This is a genomic window from Cellulomonas sp. Marseille-Q8402, assembly GCF_965119525.1.
This window is the reverse complement of the sequence record NZ_CBCPLX010000002.1, coordinates 407,703-426,091: the sequence shown is the minus strand read 5'-3', so window position 1 is coordinate 426,091 and position 18,389 is coordinate 407,703. Positions and strand designations below refer to the sequence as shown.

Annotated in this window: 15 protein-coding genes; 2 read left to right on the top strand and 13 right to left on the bottom strand. The window is 75.9% G+C overall.

Translation table 11 applies throughout. The features are described 5' to 3' along the window. Positions 1 to 6 precede the first annotated feature (6 nt). The 13 genes from ACWPWW_RS12960 to ACWPWW_RS12900 form a co-directional block, all read right to left on the bottom strand. A complete protein-coding gene (locus tag ACWPWW_RS12960; protein ID WP_454050784.1) occupies positions 7 to 1,626 on the bottom strand; it encodes a xylulokinase in 1,620 nt (539 codons plus the stop codon). Between the two features lie 270 nt (positions 1,627 to 1,896). After that, positions 1,897 to 2,922, bottom strand: a complete 1,026-nt coding sequence (locus tag ACWPWW_RS12955) for a LacI family DNA-binding transcriptional regulator (RefSeq protein WP_454050783.1) — start codon at positions 2,920 to 2,922, stop codon at positions 1,897 to 1,899. Between the two features lie 8 nt (positions 2,923 to 2,930). Further along, complete coding sequence (gene proC / locus ACWPWW_RS12950; RefSeq protein WP_454050782.1) at positions 2,931 to 3,782, bottom strand: pyrroline-5-carboxylate reductase; 852 nt, start codon at positions 3,780 to 3,782, stop codon at positions 2,931 to 2,933. A 61-nt stretch (positions 3,783 to 3,843) separates the two neighbouring features. Beyond that, positions 3,844 to 4,176: a YnfA family protein gene (locus ACWPWW_RS12945; RefSeq protein WP_454050781.1), complete on the bottom strand. Its 333-nt coding sequence runs from the start codon at positions 4,174 to 4,176 to the stop codon at positions 3,844 to 3,846. 87 nt (positions 4,177 to 4,263) lie between these two features. Further along, on the bottom strand, positions 4,264 to 6,414 hold the full coding sequence (locus ACWPWW_RS12940) for an HlyD family efflux transporter periplasmic adaptor subunit (RefSeq protein WP_454050780.1): 2,151 nt from the start codon (positions 6,412 to 6,414) through the stop codon (positions 4,264 to 4,266). Beyond that, positions 6,407 to 7,282, bottom strand: a complete 876-nt coding sequence (locus ACWPWW_RS12935) for a hypothetical protein (RefSeq protein ID WP_454050779.1) — start codon at positions 7,280 to 7,282, stop codon at positions 6,407 to 6,409. The genes ACWPWW_RS12940 and ACWPWW_RS12935 overlap by 8 nt, the downstream gene beginning before the upstream one ends. Positions 7,283 to 7,320: 38 nt before the next feature. Further along, a complete protein-coding gene (locus ACWPWW_RS12930) occupies positions 7,321 to 8,553 on the bottom strand; it encodes an ABC transporter permease (RefSeq protein WP_454050778.1) in 1,233 nt (410 codons plus the stop codon). Beyond that, positions 8,550 to 9,287, bottom strand: a complete 738-nt coding sequence (locus tag ACWPWW_RS12925) for an ABC transporter ATP-binding protein (protein ID WP_454050777.1) — start codon at positions 9,285 to 9,287, stop codon at positions 8,550 to 8,552. The genes ACWPWW_RS12930 and ACWPWW_RS12925 overlap by 4 nt, the downstream gene beginning before the upstream one ends. After that, positions 9,280 to 10,533 carry an efflux RND transporter periplasmic adaptor subunit gene (locus ACWPWW_RS12920; protein WP_454050776.1) on the bottom strand — a complete coding sequence of 418 codons (1,254 nt, stop codon included), beginning with the start codon at positions 10,531 to 10,533 and terminating at the stop codon, positions 9,280 to 9,282. Before ACWPWW_RS12920 ends, ACWPWW_RS12925 begins: the two co-directional genes overlap by 8 nt. Before the next feature lie 151 nt (positions 10,534 to 10,684). Then, positions 10,685 to 12,241: a DUF7059 domain-containing protein gene (locus ACWPWW_RS12915; protein WP_454050775.1), complete on the bottom strand. Its 1,557-nt coding sequence runs from the start codon at positions 12,239 to 12,241 to the stop codon at positions 10,685 to 10,687. 133 nt (positions 12,242 to 12,374) lie between these two features. Further along, positions 12,375 to 13,031, bottom strand: coding sequence for a histidine phosphatase family protein (locus ACWPWW_RS12910; RefSeq protein ID WP_454050774.1), 657 nt, complete (start codon positions 13,029 to 13,031; stop codon positions 12,375 to 12,377). A 4-nt stretch (positions 13,032 to 13,035) separates the two neighbouring features. Further along, positions 13,036 to 13,488, bottom strand: a complete 453-nt coding sequence (locus tag ACWPWW_RS12905; protein ID WP_454050773.1) for a hypothetical protein — start codon at positions 13,486 to 13,488, stop codon at positions 13,036 to 13,038. 56 nt (positions 13,489 to 13,544) lie between these two features. Next, complete coding sequence (locus ACWPWW_RS12900; protein WP_454050772.1) at positions 13,545 to 15,839, bottom strand: sodium-translocating pyrophosphatase; 2,295 nt, start codon at positions 15,837 to 15,839, stop codon at positions 13,545 to 13,547. Between the two features lie 435 nt (positions 15,840 to 16,274). On the opposite strand from ACWPWW_RS12900, the gene ACWPWW_RS12895 reads away from it, so the two are divergent. Both ACWPWW_RS12895 and ACWPWW_RS12890 read left to right on the top strand, forming a co-directional pair. Then, positions 16,275 to 16,811: a SigE family RNA polymerase sigma factor gene (locus ACWPWW_RS12895; protein ID WP_454050771.1), complete on the top strand. Its 537-nt coding sequence runs from the start codon at positions 16,275 to 16,277 to the stop codon at positions 16,809 to 16,811. Next, positions 16,808 to 18,364 carry an outer membrane protein assembly factor BamB family protein gene (locus tag ACWPWW_RS12890; RefSeq protein ID WP_454050770.1) on the top strand — a complete coding sequence of 519 codons (1,557 nt, stop codon included), beginning with the start codon at positions 16,808 to 16,810 and terminating at the stop codon, positions 18,362 to 18,364. Before ACWPWW_RS12895 ends, ACWPWW_RS12890 begins: the two co-directional genes overlap by 4 nt. Positions 18,365 to 18,389: the final 25 nt, after the last annotated feature.

The window sequence follows — 18,389 nt, the reverse complement described above, 5'->3', positions numbered from 1 at the left end:
GATCGGTCAGAGGGCCTGGACGGCGGCCTGCTCGACGGCCAGCCCGGCGCGGTAGCGCTCGAGGAACCCGGCGTAGCCCGCCACGTCCCCGGCGTCCGGGTCGACCACGTCGACCGCGGCGTCCGCGAACACGCGCTCGCCCAGATAGGTCGGCAGGTCCTGCTCGCCGGCGGCGCCGAGGTACGCGGCCAGCACGGCGATGCCCCAGGCGCCGCCCTCGGCCGCGGTCTCGCCGACGGCCACCGGGGCGTCGACCGCCGCCGCGAGCAGCCGCTGCGCGACGCCCGCCGTCTTGAACATGCCGCCGTGCGCGAACATCGCGTCGATCTCGACGCCCTCGCCGCGGAGCACCTGCATGCCGATGCTGAGCGTGCCGAACGCCGAGTAGATCTGGGTCCGCATGAAGTTGGCCAGGGTCAGGCGGCTGCCCGGGGTGCGCACGACCAGCGGGCGGCCCTCGTCCAGCCCGGTGATCGGCTCGCCCGACAGGTAGTTGTAGGCGAGCAGCCCGCCGCCGTCCGCGTCGCCCTCCAGCGCCGCGCGGAACAGGGTGCCGAACACGTCGTCGGCGGCCGCCGTGGCGCCGAGGCCGGTGGCGAACTCGCCGAACAGCCCCGCCCACGCGTTCAGCTCGCTGGCGCCGTTGTTGCAGTGCACCATCGCGACCAGGTCGCCGGCCGGCGTGGTGACGACGTCGAGCTCGTGGTGCACCCGGGCCAGCGGCTGCTCGAGCACGACCATCGCGAAGATCGAGGTGCCGGCGCTGACGTTGCCGGTGCGCGGCGCGACCGAGTTCGTCGCGACCATGCCGGTGCCGGCGTCGCCCTCCGGCGGGCAGAGCGGGATGCCGGCCTGCAGCGTGCCGGTCGGGTCGAGCAGCGCGGCGCCCTCGGCGGTCAGGGTGCCGGCCTCCTGGCCCGCGACCAGCACCTCCGGCAGCAGCGCCTCGAGCCGCAGGCCCGGCCGGCGGGTGGCGACGATCTCGTCGACCTGCGCCAGCATCGTCGCGTCGTAGCCGCGGGTGGCCGGGTCGATCGGGAACATGCCCGACGCGTCGCCCACGCCGAGGACCTTGCGGCCGGTGAGCTTCCAGTGCACGTAGCCCGCGAGCGTCGTCACGAAGTCGATCTGCGGCACGTGCGGCTCGTGGTCGAGGATCGCCTGGTACAGGTGGGCGACCGACCAGCGCAGCGGGATGTTGAAGCCGAGCTTGTCCGTGAGCTCGTGCGCGGCGCGGCCCGTGGAGGTGTTCCGCCAGGTGCGGAACGGCACGAGCAGCTCGCCCGCGGCGTCGAACGGCAGGTAGCCGTGCATCATCGCGGAGACCCCGAGGGCGCCGAACGTCGTCGGGCGGACGCCGTACCGCTGCTCGACGTCGGCCAGCAGCGTGCTGACGGACTCCTGCAGGCCCGCCCAGACCGCGTCGAGCGCGTACGTCCAGACGCCGTCGACCAGCTGGTTCTCCCACTCGTGGCTGCCCGTGGCGACCGGCTGGTGGTCCGGGCCGATCAGGCAGGCCTTGATCCGGGTCGACCCCAGCTCGATGCCCAGCGACGTCCGGCCCTCGGCGAGGGCCGCCCGCAGGTCGTCGTGGCGTGCGGTCGCGTCCTGCTGCTCCTGCGCCATTGCGTGCTCCGTCCTCGTCCGGGCTGCACTGCCCGGGGCCTGCGCTGCTGCCGGCGGCCGGCCGGCCGCGCCATCGTCTCAGATGTTAGCGCTCACATGGGCGGGGACCAAGCGCCCAGGCCACGCGCCCGCACCGTGCGCGGGCCCCGCACGCGCGCCCGGAGGTCGAGGGTGCAGAAACCACCGGACATACCGCCCGAACCGGCGGAGCTTGTGCACCCTGGACACGGCCGCGCGCGGGGAGGACGGCCGCGGGCGGGTCAGCGCGGGTCAGCGCGGGGCCGCGGTGCTGGCGCGGGCGACGAGGGTGGCGGGGAGGAGCGTGCGCGGGACGTCCTCCCCCGCGAGCGCGCGGACCAGCGCGTCGATCGCGGTGCGGCCGAGGGCGGCGAAGTCCTGGCGCACGGTGGTCAGCGGCGGCACGAAGTACGCCGCGCCGGCCTCGTCGTCGAACCCGACCACCGAGACGTCCTGCGGCACGCGCACCCCCCGCTCCCAGCACGCCCGCAGCAGCCCGAGCGCGAGCTGGTCGTTCGCGGCGAACACGGCCGTCGGCAGCCCGGCGTCCACCAGCCGCAGGCCCTCGCGGTAGCCGGACTCGGCGGACCAGTCGACCTCGACCGGCTCGGGAGCGGCGACCCCGGCGGCGGCGCAGGCCTCGCGCCAGCCCGCCAGGCGCTCGCGCGCGTCGAACCAGTCCTGCGGACCCGCGAGGTGCACGACCTCGCGGTGGCCCAGCTCCACCAGGTGCCGGGTGGCCGCACGCGCGCCCTCCCGCTGGTCGACGCCGACCGCGACGACGCCGCCCGCGCCGGGCTCGGGCTCCCCCGACGTCACCGTGACCACCGGCACCGGCGCGGCGAACGCCACCACGGCCTCGGCCACGTCGACCTGCGGCGCGATGATGACGATGCCCTCGACGGCCTGGTCCAGGAAGTGGTCGAGGACGCCGCGCATGGTGTGGGCGTCGAACGTGTCGATCGCCGCCACGCTGACGTAGTAGCCGCTCTCGCGGGCCGCGCTCTCCAGGCCGATCAGGGTGCTGGTCGGACCGTGGTGCACCGAGGAGGTGGTCACCACCCCGAGGGCACCCGACCGGCGGGTCACCAGGGCCCGGGCGGCGCTGTTCCGGCGGTAGCCCAGCTCGGCGATCGCGGCGAGCACCCGCTCCCGGGTCTCCGGGCGGACGCTGGGGTGGTCGTTGAGCACCCGCGACACCGTCTGGTGCGACACCCCCGCCAGCGCGGCGACGTCGCTCATCGCGGGCGGGCGCGGGGCGACGGGCGCGCCGGACATCCTCGGGCCTACCGGTCCTGCGCGGGCGCGGCGGGCAGCGCGGCGGCACCGAGCTCGCGCGACCGGTCGTACGCCGCCCTCGCGGCCGCGACGACGCCCGCCCGGACGCCGTGCGCGTCGAGCTGGGCCACGCCCGCGACCGTGGTCCCCCCGGGGGACGACACCCGCTCCCGCAGCACCACGGGGTGGTCGCCGGTCCCGGCGGCGAGTGCCGCGGAGCCCTCGACGGTCGCGACGGCCAGCCGCGTCGCGAGGTCGCGGGTGAGGCCGAGCAGCACGCCGGCCTCGGCCATGGCGTCGATCAGGTAGAAGGCGTACGCCGGCCCGGAGCCGGAGATCGCGGTCACCGCGTCCAGGTCCTTCTCCGGCACCCGCACGACCAGGCCGGTCGCGGCGAGGGCCTGCTCGACCAGGTCCAGGTGCTCGTCGGTGGCGTGGGTTCCCGGCGCGATCGCGCTCGCGCCCTTGCCAACCAGCGCGGGCGTGTTCGGCATGACGCGGACGACGGGGGTGCCCGCGGGCAGCGCCGCCTCGTAGACGGCGATCGGGACGCCGGCCGCGACGGACACCACGAGCGTGCCCGGCCGCACGGCGGGGGCGATCTCCGCCAGCACGTCGCCCACCACCTGCGGCTTCACCGCGATCAGCACGACGCCCGCGCCCTTGACCGCCTTCGGGTTCGGGTCCGCGGCGCGCACGCCGTACCGGCCCGACAGCTCCATGGCCCGCGCGGCGCTCCGCTCCGTCACGTCCACGTCGTCGGCCGTCCAGCCGGCGGCGAGCAGCGCGGTCACCAGCGCCTCACCCATCACGCCGCCGCCGAGGACCGCCGCGTGCGGTCGTGCCGTCGTGCCTGTCATGCGTGCTCCTCGGTGCGGGGTGGTGCGGTCGGCTGGCGTCGGCGAGCCTAGCCGGGGACGCTCACGCCGGGCGCGGCGCGTACATGATCAGCGCGACGCCGGCCAGGCACAGCAGCGCGCCCGCCACGTCCCAGCGGTCGGGCCGGAACCCGTCGACCACCATGCCCCACACGAGCGACCCCGCCACGAACACCCCGCCGTACGCCGCGAGGATCCGGCCGAAGTGGGCGTCGGGCTGCAGGGTGGCGACGAACCCGTAGAGCCCCAGGGCGATCACGCCCGCACCGATCCACGCCCAGCCGCGGTGCTCCCGCACGCCCTGCCAGACGAGCCACGCGCCGCCGATCTCGAGCAGCGCCGCGAGGGCGAACAGGACCACCGAGCGCAGGGGCATGGCGACCAGGGTGGCACGAGGGCGCCCGGCCCGGTCCGAGCAGGGGGATGCGGACCGGACCGGGCGCCGTCTCGGGGCCCGGGAGCCTCAGCTCCCGGGCGGGGTGCCGGGCATCTGGCCGCCGAAGCCGCCGCCGCCCGGGGCCATCATGCCGCTCCCGGACTGCTCCGTGGTGCCGTTCGCGCCACCCAGTCCGGACAACCCGGTGCTCGACTCCTCGTCCTCGCTCACCAGCGCCTGGCTCAGGTCGGCCAGCACCACCTCGTCGCCCGCGGACAGGCCCGAGACGATCTCGGTGAGCTCGGCCCCGACGGCACCGCGCTCGACCTCGACGTCCTCGACCGCGCCGTCCCGCAGCACCTGCACCGTGGCGGTGGAGCCGTCCAGGTGCACGGCCGACGACGGCACCGTCAGCGTGCCCTCGGCACCGGCCACGGCGATCGACACCTGCGCCGACGAGCCGTCGAACAGCGCGACGTCCGTCGCGTCCAGGGCCACGTCGACGGTGTACGTCGGGTCGGAGGACGTGGTGGAGGCGTTGAGGATCCCGACCCCGGTGACGGTGCCGGTCAGGTCCTCGTCGCTGCTGCGGACGGACACGGTGGCCTCCTGACCGACCTCGACCAGGTCGACCTGGCTCAGCGGGACGGTGGTGGACACCGTGTACCCGTCCTCGCCGAGGACGGTGATGACCGCCGACGTGGACGACCCCTCGACGGCGTCGCCAGCCGTGATCGACACCGCGGCGACGGTGCCCGCGACCGGGCTGGTCAGGTCGACCAGGTCGAGCTTGCTCTGCGCGAGGGCGAGCTCGGCTTCGGCCTGGTCGATCGCCGCCTGGTCGGCGAGCAGGTCCGCCGCGGTGGCGACGGTGGAGCCAGCCGCGGTGCCCGTGCTGCCCGCTGTCCCGGTGCCGCCCGCTGTCCCGGTGCCGCCCGCGGCGGCGGCGCTGCTCGTCGAGCCCGACGCGCTCGTGCCCGCCGGGGCAGCCGCGGCGCCGGTCGACGCGTCGGTCGAGGCCGGCGCGGACGAGGCCGACGCGGACGAGGCCGACGCGGACGAGGCGGGGTCGCTCCCGGCCGTCGTGCCCCCCGCGTCCGAGCCGGAGCCGGCCCCGGTGAACGCCTCCTGCGCGGCGGTCACCGCCGTGTCGAGCGCGGTGACCTGGTCCATCAGCGTGGTCTGCGCCTCGTCGACCGCCGTCTGCGCCGCGAGCACGGCGGTGATCGCGTCCTGGCAGGCGGTGAGGTCGTCGGTGGTGCTCGCCGCCCTGGTGAACGCCGCGCCGGTCACGACGGGGTCCGTGGCGGTGCCCTCGGCCGTCTCGGTCGTCGGCTCCGCGGCCGGGTCCGTCGCCGGGTCCGTGGTCGGCTCGGTCGCCGGGTCCGTCACCGGGTCCGTCGCCGGGTCCGTGGTCGGCTCGGTCACGGGTTCCTCGGCCGACCCGTCGTCGGCGCCGTCGTCGAGCACCGCCTGGCACGCCTCCTGCGCGGTCGCGGTCGCCGCGGTGGACGTCGCGAGCGCGGCCTGCGTGGTCTGGAACTGGGCGAGCAGCGCCTGCTGGGCGGCCCGCACCGCGGCGACCGCCTGGGTGACGGCCGGGTCGACCGTGGTGCCGCCGCCGGCGGAACCCGTGGACCCGGTCGCGGCGCCGTCGCCCTGCTCGGTCGAGCCGCCCGTGGACGACGTCCCGGACGTCGAGCCGCCGGCGCTCCCGGTCGCGGAGCCCGTGCTCGAGGAGCTGCTGCTGCTCGACGTGCTGCTGCTCGACGAGCTGCTGCTCGACGTCTGCGAGTCGATGTCGTCCTCCAGCTGCTGCTCGGCGTCGGCGACGGCCTGCTCGGCCTGCTCGACGGCGTCCTCCAGGGAGGCGGTGTCGAGCGTCGCGAGCACCTGGCCTGCGGTCACGGTGTCGCCCACGCCGACGTCGACGGTCGCGACGGTGCCGGCGACCGAGAACGCGCGGTCGTACCGGGTGGCCGACGCGACGGTGCCGGCGGCGTCGATGGTCTGGGCCACGGCGCCGACCTCGGCGGTGGCGGTCCGGTAGCCGGAGCCCGCGGAGCCGTTCACGGCGAGCGCCACGCCCCCGCCGACCAGGCTCAGCGCCACGGCCGCCGCCACGCCGCCGACCAGGAGCCGGCGGCGCCGTGCGCGGCGGCGGGCCACCGCCTTGGGCGACGGCGCCGAGGTCGCCCCGCCGCTGGTGCGCCGTCCGCGGCGCAGGCTGTCACGCATCGGCGTCCTCGCCCTCGGTCGTGCCTGCGGCGTCCTGCGCGCCCCCGGGCGGCGTGCCGCCCCGGCCGCCGAACCCGGTCGAGCAGCCGTCGTCGGTCGCGTCCGACAGCACGAGCGCGGTCGCGGCGACCTGTCCGGAGTCGTCGGTCTCGCCCTGCGCGGTGACGCAGCGGCCGACCACGACGGCGGTCGCGTCCGCGGCGACGGTGCTGGTGTACGTGGTGGCGTCGTCGACCGTCACCGTGAGGGTCTCGTCGCCGGACTCGACGGTGAGGGTGCTGCCGTCGACGGCCGTGACCAGGCCGGCGGTGATCGCGCCGAACCCGCCGCCGGGGCGCTCGCCGGAGCCGGCGCCGTCGGTGGGTGCGCCGTCGGGCATCTCCGGCAGGTCGGTCGGCGCCCCGTCCGGCATCTCCCCGCCCTCGGGCATCCCGCCGCCGAACCCGCCCGCGCACTCGCCGTCGGCCGCGGCGGTGATCGCGACCGAGGTCGCGGCGGTGGTGGCGCTGTCGTCGTCGGCGGCGGCGGACGTCGCGACCACGCACGCCCCGGCGGTCACGTCCGACAGCGCCGCGGCGACCGTCTGGGTGATCGTCGTGCCGGCGTCCCACGTCACGGCGGTCTGCCCGTCGGCGCCCTGCACCTGCAGCAGCGCGTCGGTGACGGCGGCGATCTCGCCGGTGACACCGCCACCGCCGGGCATCTCCCCCCGCTGCTGGGTGTCGGGCGCCTGGGTCGCGGCGGCGGACGTGCCGGCGGACTCGTCGGTCGCCGACGCGGTGCCGTCGCCGCTGGAGCACGCGGCCAGCAGCACGACGACGGCCGCGGCGGCGGGCAGCGCGAGCAGGCGGGGACGGGTGCGGGACATGACTCTCCTCGAGGGGGTGGGGCGGGGGCGCACGTGGCTCACTCCGAGCGCAGCGCGTCGATGGGCGCGAGCTTCGCGGCCCGGGTGGCGGGGTAGACCCCGAAGACGATGCCGATGGCGATCGCGACGGCCACGGAGCCGCCGACCGCCGCGCCGGACACGACGATCGAGGTGTCCAGCAGCCCGGGCAGGACAGCGGCGGCGACGATGCCGAGCACCGCGCCGAGCACGCCGCCGGCCAGGCCGAGCACGGCGGCCTCGACCAGGAACTGCCGGCGGATGGCCCACGGCGGGGCGCCGAGCGCCTTGCGCAGGCCGATCTCGCGGGTCCGCTCGGTGACGGACACCAGCATGATGTTCATGACCCCGATGCCGCCGACCAGCAGCGACAGCGCCGCGATCCCGGTGAGCAGGACGGTCAGCGTCCGGTACACCGAGGTGGCGGTGCTGACCAGGGAGTCCTGGCTGTCGATGGTGAAGTCGGCGCTGTCGGCGTCGGTGATGTCGTGCAGGTTGAGCAGCAGCGCCTGGGCCTCCTGGTACGCGGCGGACAGCTGGTCGGCCGACGCCGCCTGCACGTAGATGGTCGACACCGAGCTGCGGTCCAGGCCGCCCGACACGGTGTCCGCCGCCGTGGTCAGCGGGATCACCACCAGGTCGTCGAGGTCCGTGTCCGTGCTGGAGCCGGCCTCGTCGAGCACGCCGACGATCGTGAACGCCGTGTCCGCGATGGTGAGCTGCTGGCCGACCACGTTCGTGGTGCCGAACAGCTCGGTGGCGGTGGTCACGCCGATCACGGCGACCGTGGCGCCGGCGGTCTCGTCGTCCGCGGTGAAGAACTCGCCGGACGTGACGGTCCGCGACCGCACGTCGAGCCAGTCCTCGGTGGTGCCGACCACGCTGGAGGTCCAGTTGGTGTCGTTGGCCTCGACGGACAGCGACGACGACTTCTCCGCCGCGACGGCGCCGATGTCGGGGGCGTTCACGGAGGACGCGAGCGCCTCGGCGTCGGACCGGGTCAGGGTGGCGGCCGTGCCGAACCCGCCGCGCACGCCCTCGGAGTCGGTGGCCGAGCCGGGGCTGACGATCAGCAGGTTCGAGCCGAGCGCGCTGATCTGCTGGCTGACGTCCTTCTGCGTGCCGAGGCCGAGGCCGACGGTGAGGATCACCGCGGCGATCCCGATGAGGATGCCGAGCACCGTGAGCATCGAGCGCAGCTTGTGCCCTCGCACGGCGGCCCAGCCGGTGCGGAGCGTCTCGGACCAGGTCATCGGGGGTTCACCTCGTCCGACTGGATGAGGCCGTCCCGGACGAACACGATCCGCCGGGCGTGCTGGGCCACCTCGAGCTCGTGGGTGATGAGCACGATGGTGCGGCCCTGACCGTGCAGCTCGTCGAGCAGCGCCAGCACGTCCTCCGTCGACCGGGAGTCGAGGTTGCCCGTGGGCTCGTCCGCCAGGATCAGCGCGGGCTCGCCGACCAGCGCGCGGGCCACGGCCACGCGCTGCTGCTGGCCGCCGGACAGCTCGCCCGGCCGGTTGTCGAGCTTCTCGCCCAGCCCGACCCGCTCCAGGGCGGCGACCGCGCGCTCCCTGCGCTCCGCCGCCGGCACCCGGCCGTAGACCAGGGGCAGCTCGACGTTCCGCCACGCCGGCAGGGACGGCAGCAGGTGGAACTGCTGGAACACGAAGCCCAGCCGCCGGTTCCGGACGTCCGCGAGCTCGACCTCGTCCAGCTCGCCGACGTCCTCCCCCGCCAGGCGGTACGCGCCCTCGGTGACGACGTCCAGGCAGCCGACGATGTTCATCAGCGTGGACTTGCCGGAGCCCGACGGCCCCATGATCGCCACGTACTCGCCGGTGGTGATGGCGAGGTCGACGCCGCGGAGGGCCTCGAACTCGATGCTGCCGGTGCGGTAGGTCTTGCGGGCGCCGACCAGCTCGATGACCGGGTCGCCGGTCCCGCCCCGGGCGCCGGGCGCCCGGTCCAGCACGAGCTCAGCCATTGCTGCCACCCGGTGCCTGGCCGCCGCCGGGCAGCTGCGAGAAGTCCGGCATCTCACCGCTGCCGACGTCCGGCAGCTCGCCGCCGCCCGGGAGCTGCCGGTCGGTGGTGCCCTCCTCCGTGCCCGAGGCGCGCGGGCTGAACGTGGTGACCAGCACCTCGTCGCCCTCGGCCAGCCCGTCGGTGATCTCGACGGTGTTCCCGGACGTCTCGCCGACGGTGACCGCCGTGGTGACCGTCTCGCCGTCCGCACCCTCCTGCGTCACGACGGTCTGGCCGTCCACGGTGGTCACCGCGGCGCTCGGCACGGTCAGCACGTCGGTGCGGCGCTCGTAGATGATCGAGGCCTCCACCGACTCGCCGTCGTGCACGTCCTCGGGGCTGCCGGTCACGTCGACGACGACGGGGTAGGCGGCGACGCCGCCGGTGCTGCTGGACAGCAGCCCGATCTCGCCGACCGTGCCGTAGATCGTCTCGGTCGAGCTGTCCGTGGTCATCTCGACCTGGTCGCCGACCGCGATGAGCGCGACGTCGGTCTCGTCGACCGTGACGTCGACCTGCCAGGCGTCGGTGCCGATGATGGTGAAGGCCGCGGTGCTCGTGGTCGTGCTGGTGCTGGTGCTGGATCCGGCGCCCGACATGGTGTCACCGCTCGTCCCGCCCGACGAGGACCCGGAGCCGCTGACCGCGTCCCCGACCTCGATGCCGACGGCCGTGAGCAGGCCCGCGACCGGTGCCGTGAGCGTCGCGCCGGCCATGTCGGCCTCGGCGTCGTCGACGGCCGTCTGCGCGACGTCGACCTGGGCCGACAGGGCCGCGACCTGCGCGTCGGAGGCGTCCGAGCCGTCGGCCTCGTCCTGCGCGTCCGACAGCGACGCCTGCGCGGTCGCCAGCTCGGCCTTCGCCTGCAGCAGCGCGGCGTTCAGGTCGAGCGTGTCGACGGTCGCGAGCTGCTGCCCGGCCGCCACGGTGTCCCCGACGGCGACGTCCACCGACGTGACCGTGCCGCTGACGTCGAAGGCGACGTCCTCCTGCACGGTCGGCGTCAGGGTGCCGGTGGCGGTCACGGACTGCTCGATGGTCGACAGGCTCGCGGCGACCGCCGTGCTGGACGACTCCGGGGTGGCGGCCTGCGCCTGCTCCTCGCGGAACCCGAACCAGTACACCCCGGTCCCGGCGACCCCGACCAGCAGCACGACGGCCACCACCCGCACCCAGGGACGGGTGCGCCTCCACAGCCTCAGCATGTTCTCCCTCACGACGGTCCGGCCGCTCCGGTGGCCGTCCGCGGGGGTCGCGGCGGTGTCCGGGCTGGTCAGGACCGTAGGGAGGGAGGCTGGACCGCTCGTAGCACCGGCCTGTGCCCCACCTGTGGGCGCCGTCGTGGGGTGGGGGTGGTCAGGCGGGCAGGAGGAGCCCGTCGCGGACGAGGCCGCGGACCTCGGGGAGCACGTCCGCCGCCACGGCGGACGCGTCGACGTCGAGCAGCGCGCCGAGCGCCCCGACGATCTGCCCCACGGTCAGCTCGCCGTCGCACGCGCCGACCAGCCCGGCCAGCGCCGTCCCGGCCTGCACGGTCCGGCCGAGGCCGCCGCCCTGCCGGAGCAGCACGATCTGCGGGTCGACGTCGCCGGGCCGCAGGTAGCGCTCCTCGGTCACGTCGGCGGCGACGAGCAGCCGCTCGGCCGCGAGCGCCGCGTCGTCCCGGGCGCGCAGCCAGTCGTCGGCGGCGAGGCTCGCGCCGATCGCCGGGCCGAGCGGCTGCTGGACGGTGCCGGTGACCTCCTCGAGCCGGCGCAGCCGCCCGCCCGCGGCACCGTCCTGGGGCCGGCGCAGCACGACGATCCCGAAGCCGACGGCCTCGACGTCCCGGGACGCGAAGTCGTCGAGCCACGCCGTGTACCGGGCGCGCCACGCGTCGGGGTCGCGGTCGGGGGTGGTGCCGCCGTCGCGGATCCAGGTCTCGGCGTACTGCGCGGGGTCCTGCAGCTCGCGCTGGACGACCCAGCCGTCCAGGCCGGACGCGTCGAGCCAGGCGCCGACGCGCTCGTCCCAGCGCTCGCCGCGGCGCACCTCCCAGTTGCCCAGCAGCTGCGCCACGCCGCCGGGGGCGAGCACCGTGCCGACGGACGTCACGAGGTCGGACACGATGGCGTCGCCGGTGCGCCCCCCGTCGCGGTACTCGTAGGTCGGCACGTCCGCGGTCGCCCGCGGGGTGATGACGAACGGCGGGTTGCTCACCACCAGGTCGAACCGCTCGCCGGCCACGGGCTCCAGCATCGAGCCGAGCCGCAGCTCGAGCGGGCCGACCCCCGCGAGCGCCGCGTTGAACCGCGCGAAGCCGAGGGCGCGGGACGAGATGTCGGTGGCCACGACGGAGCCCGAGTGCCGGGACGCGTGCAGCGCCTGGATCCCGCAGCCGGTGCCGAGGTCCAGGGTGCGGCGGCTCGGCTCCCGCACGGTGACCTGCGCGAGCGTGGTCGACGCCCCGCCGACGCCGAGCACGTGGTCCGTCCGCAGCGCCCCGCCGGTGGCGAGCTCGCCCAGGTCGGACGCGATCCACCAGTCGACCGGCCCGGCCGCGTCGTCGGCCTCGTACGGGCGCAGGTCCACCCGGGCGCGCACGGCGTCGTCGCCAGCGGCACCCGCCGCCGCGACCAGGCCCAGCCGCTCCGCGCCGGCGACGCCGAGCGTCGGCAGCGCGCGGGCCAGGTCGGCGCCGTCGACGGGGACGCCCAGCACGAACGCCCGGACCAGCGCCGCGCGCGGGTCGCGGCCCCGCGTGGCGAGCAGCGCGGGCACCGGCTCCTCGCGGTGCAGGGCCGCCGACGCCACCGGGCCGAGCAGGTCCTCGACGCCGGGCACCGTGAAGCCGGCCGCGCCGAGGTCCGCGCGCAGCGCCTCGACGAGCGCGGGGTCGACGGTCAGGGCCTCGGACGCACGCGTGTTCTCCACCCGCCCATCCTCCCCGATCCCCGGTCGGCCGCCCGCGAGGTCGTCACCACCGCACGAGGTCGTCCCGCACGACTGACGACCTCGTGCAGGACCGACGACCTCGGCGGGGGCGGGGGTCAGACGGGGGCGGGGGTCAGACGGGGAGCGGCTCGCCGCCGGGGCCGTCACCGGCGGCGGGCGTCGCGTGCGGCACGGTCTCGTCCTGCCAGCGCGTGGCGGACCAGCCGGCGACGCCGTCCGACTCGAGCGTGACGACGCCGGTGTTGTCGAGCGCGCGCCGGCCCGCCGTCGCCGGGTCGAGGTTGGCCGCGCGGGTGAGCGTCCAGAGCCGGATCATCGCGCCGTGGCTGACCACGGCGACCGTGCCGGCGCCCGAGCCCAGCAGCTCCTCGACCACGGCGTCGAACCGGTCGAGCGTCGCCTGCCCCGACTCGCCGCCGGGCATCACGGCGTCGAGGTCGCCCGACGCCCACGCCACCACGGTCCCCAGGTAGCGCTCGACCGACCGCGGGTCGGTGCGCATCTCCAGGTCGCCGGCCAGCACCTCGCGCAGGCCCTCGCGGACCTGCACCTCCAGCCCGTGCGGGCGGGCGACCTCCGCCGCGGTCTCCCGCGCCCGGTCGAGCGTCGAGGCGTAGACCGCGTCGAGCGGCTCGGCGGCCAGCACGTCCCCGACCGCGCGCGCCTGGCGGCGGCCCTCGGCGGTGAGCGGCGCCCCGGGTGCGGCGGTGTCGAGCGCGGAGACGAGGTTGGACGAGGTCTGGCCGTGCCGGACGAGGTGCAGCCGCATCGGGTCAGGCGTCGCAGTTCTCGGTGATGAAGGTGCTGAGGTTGTCCCCCGCCGTCGACAGGTCCTCCGAGTCCGCGGTCTCGGCGAACTCCTGCAGCGCGGCGGTGAACGCCTCCTGGTCCGTCGCGTCGATGTCCTGCAGCGCGTCGTCCAGGTCGCCGAACGTGCGGGTGAACACCGCCCAGTCGTCCTCGATCTCCGCCGGCGCCTCGACGGACTCGAAACCCTCGCGGGCGTCCGAGATCGCCTGCGCGAACGCCTCCGGGTCCGAGCCGAGCGACCCCGCGGCGTCGACCTCGGCGATCGCGTCCTCGCCCTGGTCGCAGAACGCCTGGACGTCGTCGCCGCCGCCGGAGCACGCCGCGAGCGGCACGACCAGGGCGGCGACGGCGAGCCCGGCCCAGGCGTGGCGGCGGACGGACGGGCGGGCGGGGCGCGCGGCGCGCCGGGGGCTCATGCCGACCACCCTGCCGGACGGGCGGCCGGGCGGCGCGACGGGCGCCCGCGCCGACCTCATGCCGGTAACGACACCTCGCGCTCGAGCCGCGCCTCCTCGTCCACCCGGGCCGCGCGCAGCCGGGACACCAGGACCGCGCCGAACGCGATCAGGGCCGCCGCGACCGCGATCACCAGGCGCAGCACCTGGTTCGCGTCGTCGCCGATGCTGACCGAGACCACGGCCGGCGCGATCAGCAGCGCCACCAGGTTCATCACCTTGATCAGCGGGTTGATCGCCGGGCCGGCCGTGTCCTTGAACGGGTCGCCGACGGTGTCGCCGATGACGACCGCCGCGTGCGCCGCCGAGCCCTTGCCGCCGTACCGGCCGTCCTCCACCAGCTTCTTCGCGTTGTCCCACGCGCCGCCGGAGTTGGCCAGGAACACCGCCATCAGCACGCCGGTCCCGATGGCCCCGGCCAGGAACCCGGCGAGCGGGCCGATCCCCAGCCCGAACCCGACGGCCACCGGCGCGGACGCGGCCAGCAGGCCCGGGGTCGCGAGCTCGCGGAGCGAGTCGCGGGTGCAGATGTCCACGACCTTCCCGTACTCCGGGCGCTCGGCGCCGGTCATGATGCCGGGGTGGTCGCGGAACTGCCGCCGCACCTCGAACACGATCGCGCCGGCCGCGCGGGTCACCGCGTCGATGGCCAGGCCCGAGAACAGGAACACCGTCGCGCCGCCGAGGATCACCCCGACCAGCGTGACCGGGCTGATCACCTGGTAGTCCGTCATCGCCAGCACGATGTCCCCGGGCACCTCGCTCAGCGTCAGCCGGGACACCGCCCCCGCGACCGCGTCGGCGTAGGAGCCGAACAGCGCCGTCGCCGCGAGGACCGCGGTGGCGATCGCGATGCCCTTGGTCACGGCCTTCGTCGTGTTCCCGACGGCGTCCAGGTCGGTGAGGATCTGCGCGCCCTCCTCGCTGACGTCGCCCGACATCTCCGCGATCCCCTGCGCGTTGTCGCTGACGGGGCCGAACGTGTCCATCGCGACGATGACGCCGACCGTCGTCAGGAGCCCGCAGCCCGCGAGCGCCACCAGGAACAGCGACAGCGCGATCGAGCCGCCCGCCAGCAGGAACACCCCGCAGATCGCCGCCGCGATGATGCCCGCCGTGTACACCGCGGACTCGAACCCGACCCCGATGCCGGACAGCACCACCGTCGCCGCGCCCGTCTGCGAGGTCCGCGCCACGTGGATCGTCGGCTTCGACGTCGTGCCCGTGAAGTAGCCGGTCACCCACAGGATGAGCCCCGCCAGCACCACGCCGATCGCCACCGCGCCCGCCGCCACCAGCCGCGGGTCGCCGTCGTCGGCACCGAGCCCGGCCGTCCCGCCCAGTGCCTCGAACGACGACGGCAGGTACACGAACGCCGCCACCGCGGCCAGCACCGCGCCCGCGACCGCCGCGACCGCGAACCCGCGGTTGATCGCCGTCAGGCCGCTCTCCTCGCCGCGCACCCGTGTGACCAGCACCCCGAGCGCGGCGACCACCGCGCCGATCGCCGTGACGATCAGCGGGAACACCAGCCCCTGCTCCCCGTACGCCGCCCGGCCGAGGATCAGCGCCGCCACCAGCGTCACGGCGTACGACTCGAACAGGTCGGCCGCCATGCCCGCGCAGTCGCCGACGTTGTCGCCCACGTTGTCCGCGATCGTCGCCGCGTTGCGCGGGTCGTCCTCGGGGATGCCCTGCTCGACCTTGCCGACCAGGTCCGCGCCGACGTCCGCGGCCTTGGTGAAGATGCCGCCGCCGACCCGCATGAACATCGCCAGCAGCGCCGCCCCGAACCCGAAGCCCTCCAGCACCGCCGGCGCCTCGCCCCGGTACAGCAGCACCACCGCGGCGGCGCCGAGCAGACCCAGCCCGACCACCGACATCCCGACCACGCCGCCGGTGCGCAGCGCGATCCGCGCGCCCTCGGCCCGGCCGCCCGGCAGCGAGGCCGCCGCCGCGACCCGGACGTTCGCCCGGGTCGCGAGCCACATGCCCAGGTACCCGATCGACGCCGAGAACGCGGCCCCGACCAGGAAGAACACCGACCGCCCGACCTTCACGCCCGCGTCGCCCGGCAGCAGGAACAGCAGGGCGAACACGATCACCGCGAACAGCACGAGCGTGCGCAGCTGCCGGGCGAGGTACGCCGACGCGCCCTCCTGGATCGCGGCGGCGATCGCCCGCATCGACACGGACCCCTCGTCGGCCGCGAGGACCTGGCGTCTGAGGACCACCGCCACGACCAGCGCCGCGACCGCCACGACGGCGATCACGGCGACGACCGCGATGCTTCCGGACCCGAGCTCGACCATGCATCCTCCTCGGACGCGGGACGCACCCCCAGCCGGGGATGCCACCCAGACGCACGCCGCTCCGTTGCCGCGTGAAGCCGCCACTGTAGCCAGAGATGCCCGATCCGGGAGGACGAGCACGACGGCAGTTTCCGCGAGCCCGCTGCTCCGTCCGGGCCGGAAGCCGGTCGCTGCCGACCCGGGTGCCGCCCGTCGGCCCGGACCCCGCTCTCGCTGTGCCGCCGCCGCGGGAGAGGCCGCACCGTCCACCGCGCTCTCCCGGTCGCTCGCGGAGAGCTCGGCCACGCGGCCGTCGTGCGCAACCGCCCGGCGGTCGCTGCGCCGTCCGGGTGAACCCGCCTCCCCGCCCAACGTTCCGCACCCGGTCTGCGTCCCACCTCACGACAGGATCACCGCGGCCGACCCCCTGGGGACGCCGACGACGAGGGGGACCACGTGGCGTGGGAGGACCAGGTGACGCAGTTCGTCACCGAACGCGGCCCGGCGCTGGTCGGGTACGCCCGGCTGCTGACCGGAGACCACGACAGCGCGCAGGACCTGGTCCAGGACGCGTTGGCGAAGGCGTGGTCGCGGTGGCGGGCGGGCGCCGACATCGAGTCGCTCGAGGGGTACGTCCGCCGGGCGGTGCTCACCACCTACCTGGACCAGTACCGGCGCCGCCGGCTCTGGCAGGGGCGCGCGCACCTGTTCGTCGCGCCGGACGCGGCACCGGAGCAGACGTCGGCCTCCGAGACCGCGACGGACCTCGCGTCGGCCCTGCGGCACCTCCCGCCACGGGAGCGCGCGTGCGTCGTGCTGCGGTTCTACGACGACCTGACGGTCGCCGGCATCGCCGCGCGGCTCGGGGTCTCGGACGGTGCCGTCAAGCGGTACCTGTCCGACGGCACCAAGCGCCTCGGGGCGCTCATGGGTGAGGTGCACCCGGCGGCGGAGACCGTCGAGGTGCGGGCGACGAAGGAGGAGCGGCGATGAACGAGCACGACCTGCACTCCGCGTTCGGGGACCTCGCCCGGCGAGGGGCCGACGCGCAGGCGGACCGGCTGCGCCACGGCGCGGGGCTGTCCGCAGCCGAGATCACCCGGCGCGCCGGCCGGACCCGGCGGCTGCGCACGACGGCGACCGCCGTCACCGGTGTCGCGGCCGTGGCCGGTCTCGTGCTGGCCGGCTCGGCGCTCGCGGAGCGGCCCGACCCGCAGCCCGCGGACACGCCGACGATCACGCACCCGACGCCGGCGCCCACGTCGACGCCCGCACCGAGCGACGCACCGACGACCACGGCGCCCGACCCGGTCACGGACCCGGCGACCTCGGAGACATCCGGCATGCTCCGGCCGTACCCGACGGCCCCCTCCGTGGCGTGGACCGCGTCGGTCGACACCTGGTGGACCGCGTCCGAGCCGGGCCAGATCCCCGTGCTCGGCGACGTCGCCGCGACCTCGCACCTCTACACGGGGCCGAGGGCACTCGGTGCCGCCGGTGCGTGGCTGCTCGCCATCGGCGCCCCGCCGTTCGACGAGCACCTCGTCGGTGTCGACGCGATGACCGGTGGCGCGCGCTGGACCTGGTTGAGCAGCGGTCCGGACCGGGTGCTCAGCTGCGCCGGCGTCCACGACGGGCTCCTCGTCTGCCAGGGCGTGGAGAACGACGCGCCCGTCGTCCAGCTCCGGGATCCGGCCTCGGGCGCGGTCGTCCGGACGGTCGCGCCGGGTGGGAACGGCATCGCGGTCGCCGGCGGTGCGGTCGTCGTCCACAGCGCCGTCGGCGCCGCCGGGACGGACGTCGACGTCCGCGTGTACGACCTCGCCTCCGGGGAGCTGCGGTCGGCGATCACGCTGCCCGGGTACATCGATCCCGACACACCGGAGGGCGACCTCGTCGTGTGGCCGGAGACGGCGGGCTCGCTCGTGCTGCTGCACGGGGTCACGTACGAGCTGGCCCTGGACACGCGCACCGGCGCGGTGCTCGCGCAGGGGATGCGGCCGGCCGGTGTCCGAGCCGACGGGTGGGTCTTCGCCACCGCCCCGGACGGCACCGCGCACGGCATCGGGTCGAACGGTGCGGATGTGCCCCTGCCGGGGGCGGCCGCCGGCACGCCGGGGGTGTGGGCGCCGGACGCCGGCCTGGACGTGCCGCTGCTGACCTGGTCGGATTCCGGTGACGGCCGAGCCGACGTCGTCAGCGCCGTGGACTCCGGCTCCGGCGACATCCTGTGGTCGGTCCCGGGGACCAGCGTCGTCCAGGCGGTCGTCGGGCGGACCGCGGTGCTGCGCGGCGACGACGACCTGGTCGGCGTCGACGTGCGCACGGGCGCCGAGCTGTGGCGCACCGCGGCGAGCGACGCCGTCGGCTTCGACGGGCAGCGCCTGGTCCTCGCCGTCGTCGGCGGCGGCCTGCGGGCACTCGCTGCGGACGACGGCGCCGAGGCGTGGTCGCTCGAGCTCGACCCCGGGCAGAGCGCGCTGGCGGTCGACGGGACGCTGCTGCTGCACGGGGACGACCTCTCGGTCAGTGCGCTCGTGCCCTGACGGGTTCGGGCACGGCCCCCAACGT

What these genes read in the sequence shown, in the direction of transcription:
- ACWPWW_RS12960 (WP_454050784.1), bottom strand. Translation starts at nt 1,626, where the DNA reads ATGGCGCAGGAGCAGCAGGACGCGACCGCACGCCACGACGACCTGCGG.
- ACWPWW_RS12955 (WP_454050783.1), bottom strand. Translation starts at nt 2,922, where the DNA reads ATGTCCGGCGCGCCCGTCGCCCCGCGCCCGCCCGCGATGAGCGACGTC.
- proC (WP_454050782.1), bottom strand. Translation starts at nt 3,782, where the DNA reads ATGACAGGCACGACGGCACGACCGCACGCGGCGGTCCTCGGCGGCGGC.
- ACWPWW_RS12945 (WP_454050781.1), bottom strand. Translation starts at nt 4,176, where the DNA reads ATGCCCCTGCGCTCGGTGGTCCTGTTCGCCCTCGCGGCGCTGCTCGAG.
- ACWPWW_RS12940 (WP_454050780.1), bottom strand. Translation starts at nt 6,414, where the DNA reads ATGCGTGACAGCCTGCGCCGCGGACGGCGCACCAGCGGCGGGGCGACC.
- ACWPWW_RS12935 (WP_454050779.1), bottom strand. Translation starts at nt 7,282, where the DNA reads ATGTCCCGCACCCGTCCCCGCCTGCTCGCGCTGCCCGCCGCCGCGGCC.
- ACWPWW_RS12930 (WP_454050778.1), bottom strand. Translation starts at nt 8,553, where the DNA reads ATGACCTGGTCCGAGACGCTCCGCACCGGCTGGGCCGCCGTGCGAGGG.
- ACWPWW_RS12925 (WP_454050777.1), bottom strand. Translation starts at nt 9,287, where the DNA reads ATGGCTGAGCTCGTGCTGGACCGGGCGCCCGGCGCCCGGGGCGGGACC.
- ACWPWW_RS12920 (WP_454050776.1), bottom strand. Translation starts at nt 10,533, where the DNA reads ATGCTGAGGCTGTGGAGGCGCACCCGTCCCTGGGTGCGGGTGGTGGCC.
- ACWPWW_RS12910 (WP_454050774.1), bottom strand. Translation starts at nt 13,031, where the DNA reads ATGCGGCTGCACCTCGTCCGGCACGGCCAGACCTCGTCCAACCTCGTC.
- ACWPWW_RS12905 (WP_454050773.1), bottom strand. Translation starts at nt 13,488, where the DNA reads ATGAGCCCCCGGCGCGCCGCGCGCCCCGCCCGCCCGTCCGTCCGCCGC.
- ACWPWW_RS12900 (WP_454050772.1), bottom strand. Translation starts at nt 15,839, where the DNA reads ATGGTCGAGCTCGGGTCCGGAAGCATCGCGGTCGTCGCCGTGATCGCC.
- ACWPWW_RS12890 (WP_454050770.1), top strand. Translation starts at nt 16,808, where the DNA reads ATGAACGAGCACGACCTGCACTCCGCGTTCGGGGACCTCGCCCGGCGA.